The following is a 17,786-nucleotide window of genomic DNA, read 5'->3' as shown; positions in this document are numbered from 1 at the left end:
TAAGCGATGCCTAACTCAGGCATCACAGTTCTCAATGTCCCATTTAACCTACTGTAACTCTTCAACAAGCAAAGCTAGGTATAGTTACTTTAACCGTTACTAGCTTTACCTGTATTGTCTTGATATATACAATAACTACACTTTGTTAGTTAGATTAACGCAGACTTCAAACACCTTTAAATCCCTAAAACGGATATTTTTTCATGGAAATATTTCGCTTTAATCAGTCAAATATTAGCATAATTATTTGTATATGCGCTAAAAAACCATGAGAGCTATCTTAAACGACACCGGACAACTTTTTGCAACCAAAAGCCTATATACTAGATTAAACTTTGATAAATTTGAGAGTTTTGTTAATTGCAATACCAAAAACTATTAATTTTTAGATGAAATAGCAGCGTATTTTATAGTCTATAGTTTTTAAAGTTTAGTCAAAACTATATCCAGTATCATCAAAAAACTGCAAACTTCATGTGGTGCAAAAATCAAGCGGGGAGTGAAAACATGAATTTACGTAGAGATGCATTGCAAATCCTCAAAGAAACTAGTCGAACTTTTTATATCCCGATTAATCTTTTACCGCCAGGATTGCAAGAAGCAGTAGCATCAGCATATTTGTGTATGCGTGCCATTGATGAAATTGAAGATCATCCTGGGCTAGATAATGCTACTAAAGCAAAGCTGTTGAGAGCAATTAGTCTGACATTACAGGCAGGTGTTGATGGCTTCGCTGTAGATGCTTTCTTTGCCGGATTTAGTGGTTATGAGAATACCCTAGAAGAAGTCACTGTGAGGATTAGAGAATGGTCGCTACTAGCACCAGAGACCATCGCACCTCGAATTTGGGATGCCACTGCTGCAATGGCAGACCGCATGGCTTACTGGGCAGAAACCAATTGGAAGATTTACACAGAATCTGATTTGGATCGTTATACCTTTGGGGTTGCAGGCGCAGTGGGATTACTACTGTCGGACTTATGGACTTGGTACGATGGAACGCCAACTAACCGTACTCAGGCTATTGGGTTTGGTCGAGGTTTACAAGCAGTTAATATTCTGCGTAATCATACTGAAGATTTGGGACGTGGGGTAGACTTCTTCCCAGAAGGTTGGAGTGCGGTAGATATGCAAGAGTATGCACGGCGTAATCTTGCTTTAGCTGAAGCTTATACCAAAAATCTTCCTACCGGCCCAGCTTTAGATTTTTGCCAAATTCCCTTAACCTTGGCTAATGGTACTCTTGACGCTCTTGCTAGTGGCAAAGAGAAACTCAGCCGCAGTGATGTTTTTGCACTTATCGAACAGCTGATTAGTGTGGACATGAAAGCCAGCTAAAAGTCTCTAAAGGACTAATGGAAACTAATGGAGACGATTCTAAATTGCCTCCAAATTTGGGCATCCAAAATCCTACAGTGATTTTCTGTAAGGTAGCCAGTGCAATCTTCTCCCTTAGTGTAGTGTCTCGTAGGCAAGGGGAGGGGAGATACCAAGGGCGATGGGGAACCAAAGCAGTCTTCCCGGGAGCATCTCACTTTTGTAAAAATACGCCTGCTCTGGCGAATGGAATAGAGCCTCCGGCACGCTACGCGTTAAGCGAAGCTATGCCAAAGGCTTCACGCGGCTATACAAACAAAACCCACCTCCGTGGGTTTCAAATTCTTCGAGTCCGCGTAGGCGGACTTCGTTTGTGTAGCCGCGATTTCTAATCGCCTGGTATATTTGCTAGCGTCTGGGATCTCCCCAAGTACAGCAACTGGCATTGGTCACTGTTGAGCAGCACAAATTTTGGATTTTGGCATTATTTGTTAATCAGTATAATAAATTATCTTGTTTAGGCAAACAATTTACGTAATACCAAGTAAACTTTAGAAACTCTTCAAAGGATTTCCAGCAAAAATTACCTGGTAACAGTTGATTAATATCTAAATAATTGAGAAAGAGTGTAATGCTCCCCGTGATTATTCGTGCAGCGAGTTGACAGTGCATGAGCTACTGCTTAAATCCTATCTGTCCCAATCCAGAAAATTTGGTATATAGCCAAAGGTGTCAGTCTTGTGGCTCGCAACTACTGTTGCGCGATCGCTATCAGGTGATCAAACCATTAGGTCAAGGTGGCTTTGGAGCAACCTTCTTAGCTAACGATCAAGGCTTACCGGGAGAACCGAGTTGCGTAATTAAACAATTACGCCCATCAGGAAGCGCCCCACACGTTTTACAGATGGCTAGAGAACTCTTTGAACGAGAAGCTAAAACTCTAGGCAAGATTGGCAATCATCCCCAAGTACCAAGATTATTAGACTATTTTGAAGATCACGAGCAATTCTATTTAGTTCAAGAATACATCAGTGGTGATACCTTGCAGGAGGAGGTCAAACTTAACGGCATTTTGAGTGAAACTGGAGTCAAGCAATTTTTGAGCGAGATTTTGCCACTATTGCAATATATCCACGATCAGAAGGTGATTCATCGTGATATCAAACCAGCCAACTTAATTCGCCGCACTCAAGATTCTAGAATGGTACTCATCGACTTTGGTGCTGTCAAAAACCAAATCAGCCAAGGTGCGACAAGTCCATCAGGACAGACAGCATTAACCGCTTATGCTATTGGTACTCCTGGTTTTGCACCTCCAGAGCAAATGGCCATGCGTCCAGTCTACGCCAGTGATATTTATGCACTGGGGGTGACATGCATTTATTTATTGACTAGCAAAACTCCTAAAGACTTAGATTACAATCCCAACACTGGCGAGATGATGTGGGAGCAACTTGTCCAAGTGAGCGATCATTTGAGCAATGTATTGCGAAAAATGTTAGACGTGTCTGTACGTAATCGCTATCAGTCTGCGTCAGACGTTCTCAGAGCCTTAGAAATAGAACCATACTTAGAAAGTTTAGCAAAGGGTTTATTAATTAAATCAGATACTGGATCTAAAGAGCGAACACACAACCATTTAGAAAATTCTGCTGTTTTATGCAACAATTCTTCTGTAGCTGCTACCAGTGCAGGAGTGGCACAGGTAGCGGCAGCAATTCGTGCCAGACGAGCTAAGGCAGCAGAGGCGGCCGGATTACACCAGGGTTCTGGGATGGCCAAATCAACAACTTTTGCTAACAGCAACAGCAATGGTTCGCAAGGTCAAAATTCTAAAGTTGAGCGTAAGTTAGATACCCAAAGTTTGTTAACCGCCTATCAAAAGGGAAGACGGGATTTTGCTCTCCACAATTTAAATTTGCTGAACCTGCAAGGTGTTGACCTATCAGGAACAAATTTCCATTCTACTCAATTGCAAAAAACCAATCTTCAGGGAGCTAATCTTCACAATAGTGACTTTGGCAGAGCCAGTCTCACTAAAGCAAATCTTAAAGATGCTAATTTGAGCAAAGCATATTTTAACCATGCTGACTTAGAAGGAGCAGACCTGCGAGGTGCAGACCTCAGTAATGCTTATCTCAGCAATGCTAACCTCCGAGGAGCTAATCTATGTGGTGCTAATCTTACCAATGCCAAAATTTCTGATGAGCAGCTAGCACTAGCAAAAACGAATTGGATGACCATTCGCCCCAATGGTAAACGAGGTTTATTATAAGTTGAAAGTTGAGATTTTGGAGCTAGTCCTTTTCTTTGGCTCTCAGACTAGTTCTCTAATTCTGAATAAGGGTTAGGGAGAAGCAAATCTTAAATTGAAGTATATTGTTTTATCAAGCTTACAAAGCTTCAATTTTCTTATTAGCTTGATAAATCAACCCGGATTTTTCTCGATAAAACTTGAATTTTATTCAGAATTGACCAATTATATCAAGTTCGGGTAATTACTTGTAATAAAATCTATCTATGTAGGTTGGGTTGAAGCGTAGTGAAACCCAACATGAATATGGAGCAAATGTTGGGTTACTCTTCGAGAAGCCCCTTCGGGTCTACGTTCCTCAACCCAACCTACAGATATTATAAGTGTTTAACCGAACCTGATATTAGATCCGATCTAGCAATTCTATTTGATTTGTAAGAATTGCAATCCGCAGATCCCCGACTTCTTAAAAGTTGTCGGGGATTTTGTTTATCACAAATAATTTAGGATTGTTATAGTTGGGTCGAGTAATAGCTACCGCTCTAGCAAATGTTAAGAAAAATCCGATTACTTAGGAAAAATACGGAGCTAATTTGCGAATCTTCATAAAATCTTTATAATTATGCTCTGTTACAAATAACAAATGATTATTTACAATAAACAATAAAGCATCATAATTATTTTTCATATATATTTTCATGCTTTTTATTGCTATAAACAACAGGGGATCTCGCACTTGAAAGCTGTAAAACATAAAGCTCTAAAGCCACTCAAATTTTGAGATTACAGCGAGAAGCGAAAAATTAGTTAATTATCCCTGATTGTAGGCTGAAGCAGAATATTTACAACCGAAATCAGGAAATACAAGGTTTAGGTATCATGACTGACTTTGCACAAACAGAAATAGAACGGAGATTAACTCTATATCAGGTATTCCTCAAGTTGTATGAGCATCACAGCAGTCTTCTAGATGAAATTCTTCAACTAGAAAATCTATCTCAACCATCGTTGAAGAAGATGAAGTTATGTTACGTACATGGTGTAGTGGATGCTAATGCCGTTTATTTGATAACTAACTTGTGCGGCAATCAAACTCAAAGTTTACGACAGCCACAGCAGATATGGACAATAGGGCGTAATCGCAACAATGGTATTCGCATCGCTGATAATTATATGTCTCGTCGCCATGCGGCTATTCAATATATTGACAATCAAGGTTTCTACTTTATAGATTTCAACAGTACCAATGGCTCCTTCGTAAATGGCGATCGCGCTTTTGGGCCAGTCAAGCTCAAAGATGGCGATCGCATCTGTGTAGGTAACATGACTTTTGATTTTTTTATGAATACTACGTACCGTGTTTTGCCAAGTGTAGCAATGGAGTTATTAATGCAGCTTGTGCATAGAAAGAATGACAATCAAGTAGAAATACGTGCTTTCTCCCGGGATAGACAAAAATCTATATTTGTAAAAGCAGATGATAATTTAGATATTTTAAGAAATTCCCCACTATTTGAGAAGATTGAACATTATTATGACAACTTTAGTTCAGAACAGAAATCAGAAATTTTAGACCGCTTTTTTAGCAGAAAAGTACCATAAAATCCTAGTTAAAAAACTGCAAATTATAACAATTTTTAATTGTGTGAAGTATATGCAATCAATAGGGGCACAAGAATATTGTGCCCCTAGTTTTACGCAATAGGTTAGCGGTTTTAGACCCAATGATCTGATACAGCAGGCACAACATTTTTGTGCCCTTACCCGTGTGCTTCATCTACCTGAAAAACGCTGTAAATACAATAAAAATGATTGCTCATCATAGATAGCAATCATTTCGTTAGGTTTGTGTAACTCATCAATATCTTACAAAAAAAGGTGGGTTAGCTGCTTCTTGACACTCCCACCCTTTAAGAAGTGGGCTTTCTAGTCTAATAGTTGTAACCCACTACACATTAAAAGTTGTAGATTAAATCCACATTCCTTATTCTTCTGGCTCTAAATCGACATCTTCCTCTTCATCTTCTTCACTGGCTTTAGCTACAGAGTTAGCAGAAACAACAGCGCCTTTATCTAGCTTTTCACGCACCAATTTCTTAATTTCCTCAGCAAATTCGGGCTTTTCTTCTAGATACTTAATGGCGTTGTCTCGTCCTTGGGAGATATTATCGCCGTTGTAACTATACCAAGCTCCTTTGCGGACAATAATGCCAGTTTCTTCTGCTAGGTCAACAACACAACCCAAGGTAGAAATACCTTTACCAAAAATAATGTCAAATTCCGCTATTCTAAAAGGCGGCGCTACTTTATTTTTGGCGACTTTGACCTTAACGCGATTACCGTATTCATCTGTACCTTTTTTCAAGGTTTGAATTCGGCGAATATCCAAGCGCACCGAAGCGTAAAATTTCAACGCGTTACCACCAGTTGTAGTTTCTGGGCTACCGTAGGTAACACCAATTTTTTGCCGCAGCTGGTTGATGAAAATTACTGTACAACCAGATTTACCAATGTTGCCAGTAATTTTACGTAGAGCTTGGCTCATTAACCGCGCTTGCAGACCAACGTGAGCGTCACCCATGTCGCCTTCAATTTCAGCACGAGGAACCAGTGCTGCTACTGAGTCAATGACTACAATATCGACCGCAGCAGAGCGAACAAGCTGATCGACAATTTCCAAAGCTGATTCGCCAGTGTCAGGTTGGGAAATCAGCAAATTGTCAATATCTACACCCAATGCCGCAGCATAAGTAGGATCAAGGGCGTGTTCTGCATCAACAAAGGCTGCAACACCGCCATTCCTTTGCACTTCGGCGAGGGCATGTAAGGCTACTGTAGTCTTACCGGAACTTTCCGGCCCATAAATTTCAATTACCCGCCCCTTCGGTAAACCACCACCCAACGCTAAATCTAGGGTGAGCGCTCCACTAGAAATTGTTTCCACCCGCATCCGGGTAGCATCACCCAGGCGCATGATTGCTCCTTTACCAAAGCTGCGCTCAATCTGGTTGAGTACCATAGTCAGCGCTTTTTGCTTGCCTGAAGTATCGGTGTTGATAGCCATTTCTGCCTCTAATGCCTCTAATCTAAATATATGGTTTTAAGGAATGTCGGTTTCGGAGTTTGAGTAGAACAGATATACTATTTTAACCAGAAAATTCTGGAATAGGACTTCTCAAATCAAAAAAAGGGTGTGACAAGATCGTAACTCGATCGCTACCAGATTAGGGTAGCCTTGCATAATGATACCAACTTGCATTCAGAGATAGCTTTTTTTGGCTGGGTAAGCAAGGGATTCTCAATAAAAAATTATCTAGTCAGTAGAACCGTACTCGTGAGCATTTACGGAGGTTGCCAGATTAGGAGCGATCGCTATGGCAACCATCATATCATCGGCAATGGCTTCATTGGTCAAAGGGAAGAGATAGACGACTTGTAGTTTAGTGTTGAAGGGATTTCAATTAGGCAATTTCCAGCTACCAGATGTTTGGCTTGTACTTCGGTTTACTTGAGGGGGAAGGCAATTTGCTGTTGTTTAGGAGTTTGAATGTGTGAGTACAGGGTTGGCGTTCTAGAGTATGAGTTATATTAGTAACCTCATGCTATAAGTTTTCTGTCTGTAACATCAGTATGTTTGTCTAATGGAAATGCCCAGTGCTTAGTTTAGCGATGATTGAATGTGAAATACCGCTTTTCGCTAGAAGATATGCTGTAATTCTTAGTCTAATTCATCGTATAGCGTAATATTTTATAATTTATCAGCCTATCCACTCAGATCCGAATTATTGATAAGTTTCAGTTAAAATCTCATAGATGTTAAAGATAGCCTATCTTGACGCTGAGTTGAGCTATTAGGTAGGTTGAAGTCATAAGAGAGAGGTAAAATGGAAAAAAAGATCAGCTTAGAAGAGTACAAAGAGTGGGCAAAGCATAGTCTATCAAGTGATTTTAATGATCCGAGAATTGAAAGGCTTTATGAAACAAATATAAGTAATATCTACAATGCAATAATGCAGCATAAGTTTTTTGTTTTTTTCTCAACTCAGGCTTCAATTTGGAAAACAGAATATAGTCAGAAAACCTCTTCAGAACTTTTTATGAATAGCCATGAGGTAAAAATGGTTACAAAACCGTATTTATCTGCTATTGAAAAAACATATAGATTGAATATTTTATGGAATAAAAACTTTCCAGAATTGCCTAAAAATGGCTGGATAAATCACCAAAATATGTTTACCCAGTTCAATGATCTTGTTCGTTGTACTTTGGTGTGCCGATTTATAGATGGGCCTGGTTTTGTTGCAAATAGATAGGATTATTGAATATGCAAAATTTCATAAATTAAAGTACAGAAAATATAGCCAAGAACGTGATGATGGATACTATGCATATCATGTTTATGTTTCATTTCCTGCAAAGATTTATGATATAGACTGGAATGCAGAAGATATCAATATTGAAGCAGAGATACAGATAACAACTCAATTACAAGAAGTATTAAAGGAATTAACACACAAATTTTATGAAAAACAACGCATTTCTCAGGATAAAGATACAAGTAAGTGGAAATGGGATTTTTCGTCCAGTCGTTTTAAAGTAGGTTACTTAAGCCATACTCTACATCTTTTAGAGTCAATCATTTTAGAATCAAGAGAGAAAGTGCTAGAGGGTAGTTTAATTGATGATGTAGAGGAGGATAACAATGGCTAGAAATTACATTATTGCCTACACACTTAATAATATTTTTCACATGATGGAAAATGGTAGCCTTACAGTTCCTGCTTTCCAACGTCCATACGTATGGAGTACAAAAGCGGTTAAAGACCTTTTTGAGAGCATTAACAGTGGTTATCCAATTGGAATGCTAATAGCAGTCGAACATGATTCAGATCATTTCGAGAGTGCCTCTAGTGAATTGAGTTTGTTCCCAAAAGCTGACTTAAATAAGTTTGTCTCGTCGAAAATACTTTGGATATTAGATGGTTCTCAAAGACTAACTGCTCTCTATAATGTTTTTTTGGGAAATAATAAACGTTTTACACTTCTATACGATTTAGAACAGAAAAAGTTTATTTTTCCGCAAGAAGGGCAAGATAAAACTAAATTATTGAATATGTCATCACTCTTCAAAACTGAAGAGTTTATGCAGAGGCAGGCTAATCTTGCAAAATTTGATGATAATGAAGCATTATTAGATGAATTATATGCAGTTCATAATAGGTTCAAAGATTATCAAGTTCCTATTCAAGTAGTTGCAGAAGTAAGCGATAAAGACATAGTTAATATTTTTGCTGCACTGAACACCTCTGGAATAACTCTTAGCAAAGATGAGATTAAACGAGCAATGAAGTATAAAAATTCTAATTAAATCTCGGTACTATTGACCTAGAAATAAGTGATCACACTTAGTGATAAAATAAATTTTCAGCACTAACTATTTGTCAAGTTATTGCAATTAGTAGCTGAGGAGAGATCCAATTAAACCTTGCTTACAGTCTGCTCATCTCTTGCAACCGAAATTTGCAAGAGATGAGCAGATATGGTTTTTGAACAAGCTGCTTAAGTTACGTTGAGTCAGTCCAAAATGATTAGTACGAAGGCTTTTACATCTGCATTAGAGAATTTAGCTAATGGCTAAACTTGATGCCACTTCATCCATCACCATTGTCACTAGAAACGCCAGTTATCTAGTCTTAGTGAATAATCTAAATCCTGAATCCTTTGATAATGCGATAAATTACCAGTAACTAAAGTTAGGTTATGACGGATGGCAATTGCTGCAATCATACAATCAGGATAACCAATTCTTTTTCCGGTTGTCTCTAAATCAGCGTAGATTTTCCCTGCTAATACCGCTTCTGTTAAATCAAAGGATAATATCTCCTGTGAACTAACGATAGCTAAAAATTGCTGAAGACGTTGTTCTTGCTTACGTTTTTGCCAACCTTCTACAATTTCCATAACTGTAATTACAGAAATTGTATATTTATCAAACTGGTTTAAGTAGGTATTGGCTTTAGCAATAATACGAGGATTTGCTCGTTTAATAATTTCTGAAAGAATATCTGTATCAAGTAGGGACTTTTCTACTTTATTCATCTGATCCAGTATATCCTCTTTTTTCCATCGCCTCAGCAACAATTTCATCAACAATTTCTGGTACATCCGCATATAATCCCATTAATGGATCTTTTTTCTCCTGAATTTCTGCTAGACGTTCAATTACATTAGTAATCAATTCTGATAGAGTTGATTGATTGACAATTGCCAAAGTTTTTGCTCGTTCAAAGGTGAGCCTATCTAGTTCAAGTTCTATCTTTTCCATGATGATTTTCAACTTATATATAAATCATTAGGGTTCATAAACCTAGTGTAACGCAGCATTAATAATGGCAGTGCAGTGCAGCACAAAGATTTGTTATAAATGCAGACTTTTTTGCTTGTAATGAATATATTTAGAAACACTTCCATAACCAACTATAAAAGTTCAACAATTCTTTGTATAATTTCGGACTTACGCAAAGATTCAGATGTTCTCATACATCTGTTTATGTTTGGCTAAAAGCTCTTGATATTTCTCGTCTATCTTTGCTTGTATCCATTTGGCTTTAAATATTGCTGCTGATTCCGCTTTAACTGGATCTTCTTCGTAAGGAAGAATCTCTTTTTTAGAATCTAAAGTTTCCGATTTTTGTTTATATTTTCTGCCGCTTTTATGATTAGCATAACGGCGAGAGCGGGTATAACCCATTTGGATAAACTTTCGCGCCATATCCGCACCCACAAAATCATCTTGTTCTAGATAAACAAGAAACATATCGTAGATTTTTTCACTTGACTCTCTAGCAATATCAGGAGTTTTGAACCGCCAGTAGGGAAGAATTTCTGATTTGTATGGTTCTACCAAAAGTACACCCTGCTCACCCTTACCAACGCGATAAAGTTCAGGATGTTGGCGAAAATCAATATTTTTGAAGTCTAAAGAATAATCAAATGTCATGATAGATTTTTATTAGGAATAGTAAACTTGAAGTAAAAAGTTCAGCTTCTATCAAAGTATTGAGATTTTGTTCTACTATGCTATCTAGCACCCAGTCCGTAAACAGTGTCCTTGCGCCAGGAAATCTGCGTAAAGTGCATCACATAGCCCTTAACGTCCAGGATATGCAAGCTTCCCGCTACTTTTATGGTACAGTTTTGGGTTTGCACGAACTTACAGGCGACGAAGTACCCGCAACTCTGGTGGAACTTGTCGCATCAGGGAAAGTAGCCAATTTTATTACCCCGGATGGTACGATTTTAGATTTATTCGGGGAACCAGAGTTATCACCACCAGATCCCAATCCAGAGAAGACATTCACCAGAGCATACCATCTGGCTTTTGATATCGATCCGCAGTTATTTGAGCAAGCGGTGACAGTGATCAGGGAAAATAAAATAGCGATCGCTCATGGCCCAGTTACTCGTCCTACTGGTAGAGGTGTGTATTTTTACGATCCAGATGGATTTATGATTGAAATTCGTTGTGATCCAGAAGCTAGTTAACTTAAGGGGAATAACAAAAGTATCTACTATGACCGCAAAAATACAACAAATATTTAAAGTAATTGAAGACACAATCACGAAACCGCCTATTCCACACGAACCATATAAGCAATCATTGAAAGCCTGGGCGATGTATTGTTTGCGAGACAAAGGTTTTATAGTCGTTTATGCTCAAAATGCCGACTTTGCCGTTGAAATGAAAGGCGAAGAAAAACTATATTTTAAAGTTTCAAATAGTCCCGATGAGTTAGATAATTCTGTTAGTTGGATTGTTTGGAATAGTGCAACTAAAAGTGCAAGTCTCATTCCCAAAAAAATAGACTAATGTCAAAAAATCACTTTCGGATAAAGGCTTAGAATTTTACTCCCCTTCCCTACAAGGGAAGTGGCTGTATATCTTCCTTAGCTAGATAATTGCTGCACGAATATTTGATGTTCTGGCGAATTCAATCCCAACTGCAAGATAGCCAATACTTGCTGCATATTTCCAGCAAGTAAATCTGACATTGACAACCACAAACCAGGAAATACTTGACTTTTTATAATTCCATCTGCGTCCACTTTTAAGGATACATATTCTCCTTGCTGTAGACTAAACCAATCTAATTTATTTTCAAATATTTGCCAAATCATGTACTCTTTTACCCCATTTCGACCATAGACTTTTTTCTTGTCATATAAATCAATAGCAACACTGCTAGCTGCTATCTCTATTACGAATTCTGGCGCACCTTCTATGTAATCATCACTGCTGAAACGAGATTGTCCTCTCGCTGCTGGCGTGATTAATAACACTCCGTCTGGTTGCGGTTCATTGTCTCGATCTAAGCGGACTGTTGGCTCAATTCCCAATCTCACACCAGGAGTTGATGCTTCATAAACTCCCAACCAAGTGATTGTATGGCCATGTGGTTCAGCATGACTTTCAAAGCGTAATGGGGATGCCAAGTATACAACTCCTTCAATTAATTCTGCTTTTTGATGACGGGGCATTGCTTGATAGCGTCGCTCAAATTCGTAGCGAGTGAGGCGATCGCCATTCTCTAAAGGAGGAATTCGTTGCTTGAGTGATAGGTTGACCATGATTTTCTGCTCTGGCAGGGAGTCTTACTTTATTATGGCTTAGTACATATTTTTCTACGGAAATACTACCCAAGCCTCATTTTGTTAATAAATCGCTAGAATCAGGTTTTTCAAACACCATTAAATGCTGTTGAGGTAATAAGTTTTTAGTTTCACGCCAAACCAAACCAACGGCTTGCATTTCTTTACGAACTTGCTTTTGAGTCATTTTGTGTAGACCTTTAATCATAATAAAAGGATTTTCACCTCGGTACTCAACCAGCACTACCCTACCACCTGGTTTAAGTGCTTTCACAATTCCCTGCATCACTTCTTGGGGATACTCAAGTTCATGATAAGCATCTACCATCAACGCCAAATCGATACTTTCAGATGGTAAGTTGGGGTCAGTAAAAGTGGCTAAAACCGGCTCAACATTGGTGATATTTTTCTCTTTTTTGAATAACTCAATGATTTCCAACATTTCTGGTTGAACATCTATAGCTAACACCTTACCTGTTGTTAATAAAGGTGCGATGCGAAAGCTTAAGTAACCTGTACCAGCGCCAATATCCGCTACAACATCATTAGGCTTCAGATTCAGGAGGCTGACTACCTTACTTGGCTGTTCTTCTCCCTCTCGGCTTGGACGTTCTAACCAGCTAGCGCCTGTATATCCCATAACTTTAGCGATTTCGCGCCCCATATAGTATTTGCCAATACCATCTGGACTATGGATTATCCGTTGTTCGTAAACAGTGGGGGATGAAGTCGCGGCTTGTACTGTCAGGGTTGGATTCAGCAGCAAGCAACTCAATATCACAACAAGAGTTACTATAAAATGTAGAAAATTTAACATTTGGTTATGACTGATCGGGATAGTTATAAGCAGCAACTAAAAGAATTCTATGGTAGTAGAACCACTTATGACCATGAGGAAGGTACTCGCCATCCTCTAGATGCCAAGCTGCTACTTGAATTTGTTCCACTAGATTCGGGACAGAAAATTCTTGATGTGGCGACTGGAACAGGTTTAGTTTCGATACCCGCAGCTGAAAAAGTTGGTTCAGATGGGTACGTGATTGGGATTGACATGACCCCTGGAATGTTGCATCAAGCAAGACTTAAGATTGCAGCAGCAAGATTACAAAACATCGAGTTGATTGAGGCAGACGCAGAATATTTCCACTTTAGTAATAGTAGTTTTGATGTTGTCTTTTGCTGTGAGGCAATTGTACTTTTTCCTAATATCCTTGCTAGTTTACAAAAGTGGTATCGCTTCTTGAAAACTGGAGGATTTGTGGCATTTACTTGTCCTCCCGAAACTGCTTATATGGCATCTCTTCAGCAGAGTGTCTGCGCTAGAGTTTTAGGTGTATCGTTACCACATATCCTTGAACCACTTGGAACTCCAGAAAAATGCCGGGATTTGCTCAATCAGGCAGGTTTTAGAGATATTGAAATTAAGATTGAGCCATCGGGACGTTATCGCCCTCTTAGAGATAACAGATTATCTGAGATAGCAATGAATATAAGTTTTAAAGGTAATCCTTTGTTGTCAAAATTATCACAAGAACAATTAAATCAGTTGCAAGTTGAGTACAAAGCAGAAATTGAGAAACTAGCAACTGATCAAGGTATTTGGGAAGACACGACAAAGTTCTTTGTTCGCGCTCGAAAATAAGTTCTACCTTAACGCGAAGCCCTGGAAGTGACTGATCTTTGCAAATTAGCTAAAGCGCGATTGTAATCCAAAATAGCTGTGACTCGATTACCTTCCGCTCTTGTCAGGTCATTCTCAGCAGCAATTACCTCTGTTTGAGTGCCTACACCAGCTTGGAACCTCAACCTGGCTAAATTCAGAGCTTCCCTGGCTTGATTTAAAGCCACGCTAGAAGTCTGCACATTATTTAAATTTGATTGTAATTGAGAATAGTACTGTTCTACATCAAAGCGAATTATATCGCGCTGGCTAGCAAATTGAGTCTCTGCGATCGCAGTATTAGCTCTCGACTGAGCCGCCCTTGCTCTTGCTGCTCCTCCATCAAACACAGTGAGATTGCCGTCGAGTCCTACTGAATAGCTATCATTAATGCTGACACCATCATTAAACCGATCTCGCAGATTATAGCTGCCTGACAAACCAATTTGCGGCCCTAGCTGTGAAAGTGCCTGACGACGCTGTTGCTCGCTAATGTTGCGTTGTGCTAATTGCTGTTGCAATTCTGGACGATTTTGATAAGCCCGGACAATACTTTGTTCTAACGTCTGCGGCCAAAGACCCGCTAACCCTACAGGATCTGCGGCAGTAATATCAACTGACTGCGACAAACTTAACGAGGTGGCAAGTTGACGACGGGCAATTTGCTGCTGCGAGATCGCATTAGTCAGTTCTTGTTGGGCGTTTGCTAAATTCACCTGAGCTTGCAGCACATCGAACCGCGTACCCACTCCAGCCCGTTCTCTGGCTTGAGTGTCCCGCAAACTAGCCAGGGCATTTTCCACAGCAGACCGATTAATTCTTACTTGTTCATCTGCTTGTTGCAAATCGTAGTATTGAGTCGTGGCATTCAACGTAATTGTCGAAGATTGATTTTCAACATTCAACTCATCTACACGTAGTTGCTCTTGGGCTGCTTGGATTGTGGCTTCTCGATTACCGGAGGTATAGAGGTCATAATTCAGTTGTGCTGAACCACTAAAAGAGGTGCTGGATTGAGATGGATTATTCCTAAAACCATTGCCACTATTAGTTATATTACTGTTGATATCAAGAGTAGGAAACAAGGCAGCTTGAGACTCGCGTAGCGCGAAACGACTACGTTCTAGCTCTAATATGGCTACCTGTAAGTCTCGATTATTGCGTCGTGCTAGTTCTAAAACTTGTGCCAAAGTTACTGGCACAGTTCCCTGAATCCTTACTTCCCCCGGTTTGGTAGGAAATTGGAGAGGGTTGGCATTAGGGTTCAGGTAATCGGGAACCTGTACAGTACTTGGGGTATTCTGTGGTTTTGGGGGAGTTGATGCGCCTGCTAAAGCTGGGAAAAGAATCGCGATCGCTACGCCAATCCAGGTAGAATGCACGAAGAATAAGCTGAAATTCATAATCTAGATGTGGTCATTAATTAGGTTTCTTTGAGGCAACAATCAAAAGTTTTCATCTTGATTGACCCACAGAGATTTAAATTTTAAATTCTCCTTCTAAGGGTTGATATTAACAAATTAGCCGACAATCAAACCATCCTGAACTCGAATAATCCTTTTGGTTTGAGCAGCAATATCTGGTTCATGAGTGACAATCACAATTGTGATTCCTTGGTCATTAAGTTCTGTCAACAAACTCATTACCTCACGAGAAGTTTCAGTATCTAAAGCCCCTGTTGGCTCATCTGCTAAAACTAATGCAGGCCGATTAACCAAAGCACGAGCGATCGCTACCCGTTGTTGTTGTCCCCCAGATAGTTGACTAGGACGGTTAGATGTGCGTGCCTCTAATCCCACTTTTTCCAAGGCTTCTAATGCCCTTTCACGGCGTTTTGGTTTGGGCAAGTTAGCATAAACCATTGGTAACATAACATTTTCCAGCGCTGTCGCCCGTGCCAATAGGTTAAATTGTTGGAAAACAAAACCAATCCTTTGGTTGCGGATATAGGCTAATTCATCATCATCAAAAGTCGTCAGGTTTCTCCCTTCAAAAATATAGTCTCCAGTTGTTGGACGATCCAAACATCCCAAAATATTCATAAGCGTGGATTTCCCCGAACCTGACGCACCCATAATCGAGACATATTCCCCTTCCTCAATAGAGAGTTCAATTCCCTTAAGAATTGGAACACTAACTTCTCCTAAATAGTAAGTTTTAGTAATAGATTCCATCCAAATCATCGTTGGCATAAATTGAGTAATGAGTAGTGAGTAATGAGTAATGAGTAGTGAGTAGTGAGTAGTGAGTAGTGAGTAATGAGTAATGAGAGTTCATTTATAGCCGTAGTCACATAGGTTAGGGCAGTGTTAATTGCTCAACGGCTTGAAAAAACTAGGTTTTTACTCAGCACTCAGCACTCAACACTTTTCTCTAGTGGTGGGGGTTGAGTTTTTTTGAGAACTCTCATTACTCATTACTCATTACTCACTACTCATTACTCTTAGGCTTAGTCGCTTCTTAAAGCGTTGATTGGATCTAATTTAGATGCGTTCCGTGCTGGAATCACCCCAGCCACTAAGCCAACGCTTAATGAGAGTACAAATCCAGCAATAATCGATAACAAAGAAATTACAAAGGGAAATTTGAAAACGCTTGAAGCTATAAAGGCTAATAAAATCCCTGTCACCATTCCAATACCTCCGCCAGCAATGGAAATCACGATCGCTTCAGCTAAAAATTGATTCAAGATTGCCGAATTGGTGGCTCCTACGGCTTTGCGAATCCCGATTTCTCGCGTCCGCTCAACTACGGAAACCAGCATAATGTTAGCAATACCAATTCCACCAACCACTAGCGAAATTCCGGCGATCGCTACCACCATGACTGTAAATAAACCGACAATATTAGTGAAGGTACTAACAATATCAGCTTGATTAGTCAGCCGAAAATCATCAGCTTGTGGCGGATAAATGTTGTGACGCAACCGTAAAAGATTGGTAACTTGAAACTGAGCAGCTTCTAATTCTTCCTGATTAGCGCCTTTAACTAAAATTCCATTTACAGAAACGCCTACCAGAGCATTGTTTCCAACTAGTCTCTTCGACATACTAGTTAGAGGAATGAAAATCTGGTCATCTCGATCCATCGGCCCCTGAGAACCTTTAGGTTCCATCACCCCAATCACTTCATAAGCCTCTCCCTGAATACGAATTCTCTCGCCGAGCGGATTTACACCCTGTCCAAAGAGGGTATTTTGAACTGTAGGGCCAAGAATAGCTACCTGTGCAGCAATGTCTAGTTCTTCTTGAGTAAAATATCTCCCTTGCTGGGGGTGAGTATTCCTGATTTCTGGGTAGTTTAAATCTGTGCCATAAATGGTTGTTGAGGTATTCTGTCCCCCATATACAACTTGGGCAGATCGTTGAAGATAAGCAGAAACCATCTGTGCTGACGGCGCTTGTGTAGCGATCGCTTTTGCATCTTCCCAAGTCAAGGTACTACTAGAACCTACTCCTTGACGGACATTCCCGCTTCTTGCAGCACCCGCCAAGATTTGGATCACATCTGTACCCAATGCTTGTATCTGTTGCTCAACCCCCTTCTGCACTCCCTGACCGACAGAAGTAATCGCAATGACTGAAGAAATCCCAATAATTACGCCCAGCATAGTTAAACCTGTGCGTAATTTGTTACTCCACAGAGTTTCTGCCGCCATTGTCAAGATTTCCAGCAACGGTACTGTGCGGGTTTTCTTAGGTTTGTAAAAGCCCTTAAATATCTTAAACATAAGATTTTATTTAAAACTCAACACAATTGAGTTAAGCATTTCTTCCTTCTTTTCCTTCTTTTCCTTTGCGTCCTTCTCTAACGAGACGCTGCGCGTTGACGCAAACCTCTCGTAGAGAAGGCGGTTCGTTAGAAAAGTTGAACCTTTTTACCCGACAGTCGAGCCTTTTTACTCGG

Annotated in this window: 19 protein-coding genes; 10 read left to right on the top strand and 9 right to left on the bottom strand. The window is 39.7% G+C overall.

The genetic code is table 11. The features are described from left to right. The first annotated feature begins 507 nt into the window (after positions 1 to 507). The 4 genes from VB732_RS25245 to VB732_RS25230 all read left to right on the top strand — a co-directional run bounded on the left by VB732_RS25245 (position 508) and on the right by VB732_RS25230 (position 5,173). On the top strand, positions 508 to 1,338 hold the full coding sequence (locus VB732_RS25245; RefSeq protein ID WP_323233633.1) for a phytoene/squalene synthase family protein: 831 nt from the start codon (positions 508 to 510) through the stop codon (positions 1,336 to 1,338). A gap of 17 nt (positions 1,339 to 1,355) precedes the next feature. Continuing rightward, positions 1,356 to 1,709: a hypothetical protein gene (locus VB732_RS25240; RefSeq protein WP_323233632.1), complete on the top strand. Its 354-nt coding sequence runs from the start codon at positions 1,356 to 1,358 to the stop codon at positions 1,707 to 1,709. A gap of 278 nt (positions 1,710 to 1,987) precedes the next feature. Beyond that, positions 1,988 to 3,592, top strand: coding sequence for a serine/threonine-protein kinase (locus VB732_RS25235; RefSeq protein ID WP_323233631.1), 1,605 nt, complete (start codon positions 1,988 to 1,990; stop codon positions 3,590 to 3,592). An 858-nt stretch (positions 3,593 to 4,450) separates the two neighbouring features. Continuing rightward, complete coding sequence (locus VB732_RS25230) at positions 4,451 to 5,173, top strand: FHA domain-containing protein (RefSeq protein ID WP_323233630.1); 723 nt, start codon at positions 4,451 to 4,453, stop codon at positions 5,171 to 5,173. A 382-nt stretch (positions 5,174 to 5,555) separates the two neighbouring features. Here VB732_RS25230 and recA read toward each other — a convergent pair whose 3' ends face one another. Next, the gene (recA, locus tag VB732_RS25225) at positions 5,556 to 6,635 is read right to left on the bottom strand and encodes a recombinase RecA (RefSeq protein WP_323202333.1); all 1,080 of its coding nucleotides are present in this window, start codon (positions 6,633 to 6,635) and stop codon (positions 5,556 to 5,558) included. A gap of 820 nt (positions 6,636 to 7,455) precedes the next feature. Between recA and VB732_RS25220 the strand changes: the two genes are divergently transcribed. From VB732_RS25220 to VB732_RS25210, 3 genes are read left to right on the top strand one after another with little or no spacing between them, the layout of a single operon-like run. Beyond that, the gene (locus VB732_RS25220; RefSeq protein WP_323233629.1) at positions 7,456 to 7,884 is read left to right on the top strand and encodes a hypothetical protein; all 429 of its coding nucleotides are present in this window, start codon (positions 7,456 to 7,458) and stop codon (positions 7,882 to 7,884) included. Continuing rightward, a complete protein-coding gene (locus VB732_RS25215) occupies positions 7,856 to 8,281 on the top strand; it encodes a hypothetical protein (RefSeq protein ID WP_323233628.1) in 426 nt (141 codons plus the stop codon). The genes VB732_RS25220 and VB732_RS25215 overlap by 29 nt, the downstream gene beginning before the upstream one ends. Beyond that, the gene (locus VB732_RS25210) at positions 8,274 to 8,939 is read left to right on the top strand and encodes a DUF262 domain-containing protein (RefSeq protein ID WP_323233627.1); all 666 of its coding nucleotides are present in this window, start codon (positions 8,274 to 8,276) and stop codon (positions 8,937 to 8,939) included. The genes VB732_RS25215 and VB732_RS25210 overlap by 8 nt, the downstream gene beginning before the upstream one ends. A gap of 302 nt (positions 8,940 to 9,241) precedes the next feature. On the opposite strand, the gene VB732_RS25205 is transcribed toward VB732_RS25210, so the two are convergent. From VB732_RS25205 to VB732_RS25195, 3 genes are all read right to left on the bottom strand, one after another. Continuing rightward, positions 9,242 to 9,670 (bottom strand): type II toxin-antitoxin system VapC family toxin, encoded by a 429-nt coding sequence (locus VB732_RS25205; protein WP_323233626.1) that lies wholly within the window; start codon positions 9,668 to 9,670, stop codon positions 9,242 to 9,244. Continuing rightward, positions 9,663 to 9,896 (bottom strand): hypothetical protein, encoded by a 234-nt coding sequence (locus VB732_RS25200; RefSeq protein ID WP_323233625.1) that lies wholly within the window; start codon positions 9,894 to 9,896, stop codon positions 9,663 to 9,665. The genes VB732_RS25205 and VB732_RS25200 overlap by 8 nt, the downstream gene beginning before the upstream one ends. Positions 9,897 to 10,097: 201 nt before the next feature. Then, positions 10,098 to 10,571 (bottom strand): DUF4385 domain-containing protein, encoded by a 474-nt coding sequence (locus VB732_RS25195; RefSeq protein ID WP_323233624.1) that lies wholly within the window; start codon positions 10,569 to 10,571, stop codon positions 10,098 to 10,100. 77 nt (positions 10,572 to 10,648) lie between these two features. Here VB732_RS25195 and VB732_RS25190 point away from each other — a divergent pair, with 77 nt between their 5' ends. Together VB732_RS25190 and VB732_RS25185 are read left to right on the top strand one after the other, a co-directional pair. Further along, positions 10,649 to 11,116 carry a VOC family protein gene (locus VB732_RS25190; protein ID WP_323233623.1) on the top strand — a complete coding sequence of 156 codons (468 nt, stop codon included), beginning with the start codon at positions 10,649 to 10,651 and terminating at the stop codon, positions 11,114 to 11,116. 28 nt (positions 11,117 to 11,144) lie between these two features. Continuing rightward, positions 11,145 to 11,441 carry a hypothetical protein gene (locus tag VB732_RS25185; RefSeq protein WP_323233622.1) on the top strand — a complete coding sequence of 99 codons (297 nt, stop codon included), beginning with the start codon at positions 11,145 to 11,147 and terminating at the stop codon, positions 11,439 to 11,441. Between the two features lie 77 nt (positions 11,442 to 11,518). Here VB732_RS25185 and VB732_RS25180 read toward each other — a convergent pair whose 3' ends face one another. Further along, a complete protein-coding gene (locus tag VB732_RS25180; RefSeq protein ID WP_323233621.1) occupies positions 11,519 to 12,199 on the bottom strand; it encodes a Uma2 family endonuclease in 681 nt (226 codons plus the stop codon). Positions 12,200 to 12,275: 76 nt separating this feature from the next. Further along, positions 12,276 to 13,037 carry a class I SAM-dependent methyltransferase gene (locus VB732_RS25175; protein ID WP_323233620.1) on the bottom strand — a complete coding sequence of 254 codons (762 nt, stop codon included), beginning with the start codon at positions 13,035 to 13,037 and terminating at the stop codon, positions 12,276 to 12,278. Positions 13,038 to 13,043: 6 nt separating this feature from the next. Here VB732_RS25175 and VB732_RS25170 point away from each other — a divergent pair, with 6 nt between their 5' ends. Next, positions 13,044 to 13,862 (top strand): class I SAM-dependent methyltransferase, encoded by an 819-nt coding sequence (locus tag VB732_RS25170; protein WP_323233619.1) that lies wholly within the window; start codon positions 13,044 to 13,046, stop codon positions 13,860 to 13,862. 8 nt (positions 13,863 to 13,870) lie between these two features. Here VB732_RS25170 and VB732_RS25165 read toward each other — a convergent pair whose 3' ends face one another. The 3 genes from VB732_RS25165 to VB732_RS25155 form a co-directional block, all read right to left on the bottom strand. Further along, the gene (locus VB732_RS25165) at positions 13,871 to 15,283 is read right to left on the bottom strand and encodes a TolC family protein (RefSeq protein ID WP_323233618.1); all 1,413 of its coding nucleotides are present in this window, start codon (positions 15,281 to 15,283) and stop codon (positions 13,871 to 13,873) included. Between the two features lie 117 nt (positions 15,284 to 15,400). Beyond that, complete coding sequence (locus tag VB732_RS25160) at positions 15,401 to 16,072, bottom strand: ABC transporter ATP-binding protein (protein WP_323233617.1); 672 nt, start codon at positions 16,070 to 16,072, stop codon at positions 15,401 to 15,403. 257 nt (positions 16,073 to 16,329) lie between these two features. Next, positions 16,330 to 17,610: an ABC transporter permease gene (locus VB732_RS25155; protein ID WP_416235774.1), complete on the bottom strand. Its 1,281-nt coding sequence runs from the start codon at positions 17,608 to 17,610 to the stop codon at positions 16,330 to 16,332. Positions 17,611 to 17,786 lie beyond the last annotated feature (176 nt).

The sequence above is a fragment of the Nostoc sp. UHCC 0252 genome, from assembly GCF_034931145.1.
GTDB lineage: Bacteria > Cyanobacteriota > Cyanobacteriia > Cyanobacteriales > Nostocaceae > Nostoc.
This window is presented reverse-complemented; position numbering and strand designations above follow the sequence as displayed.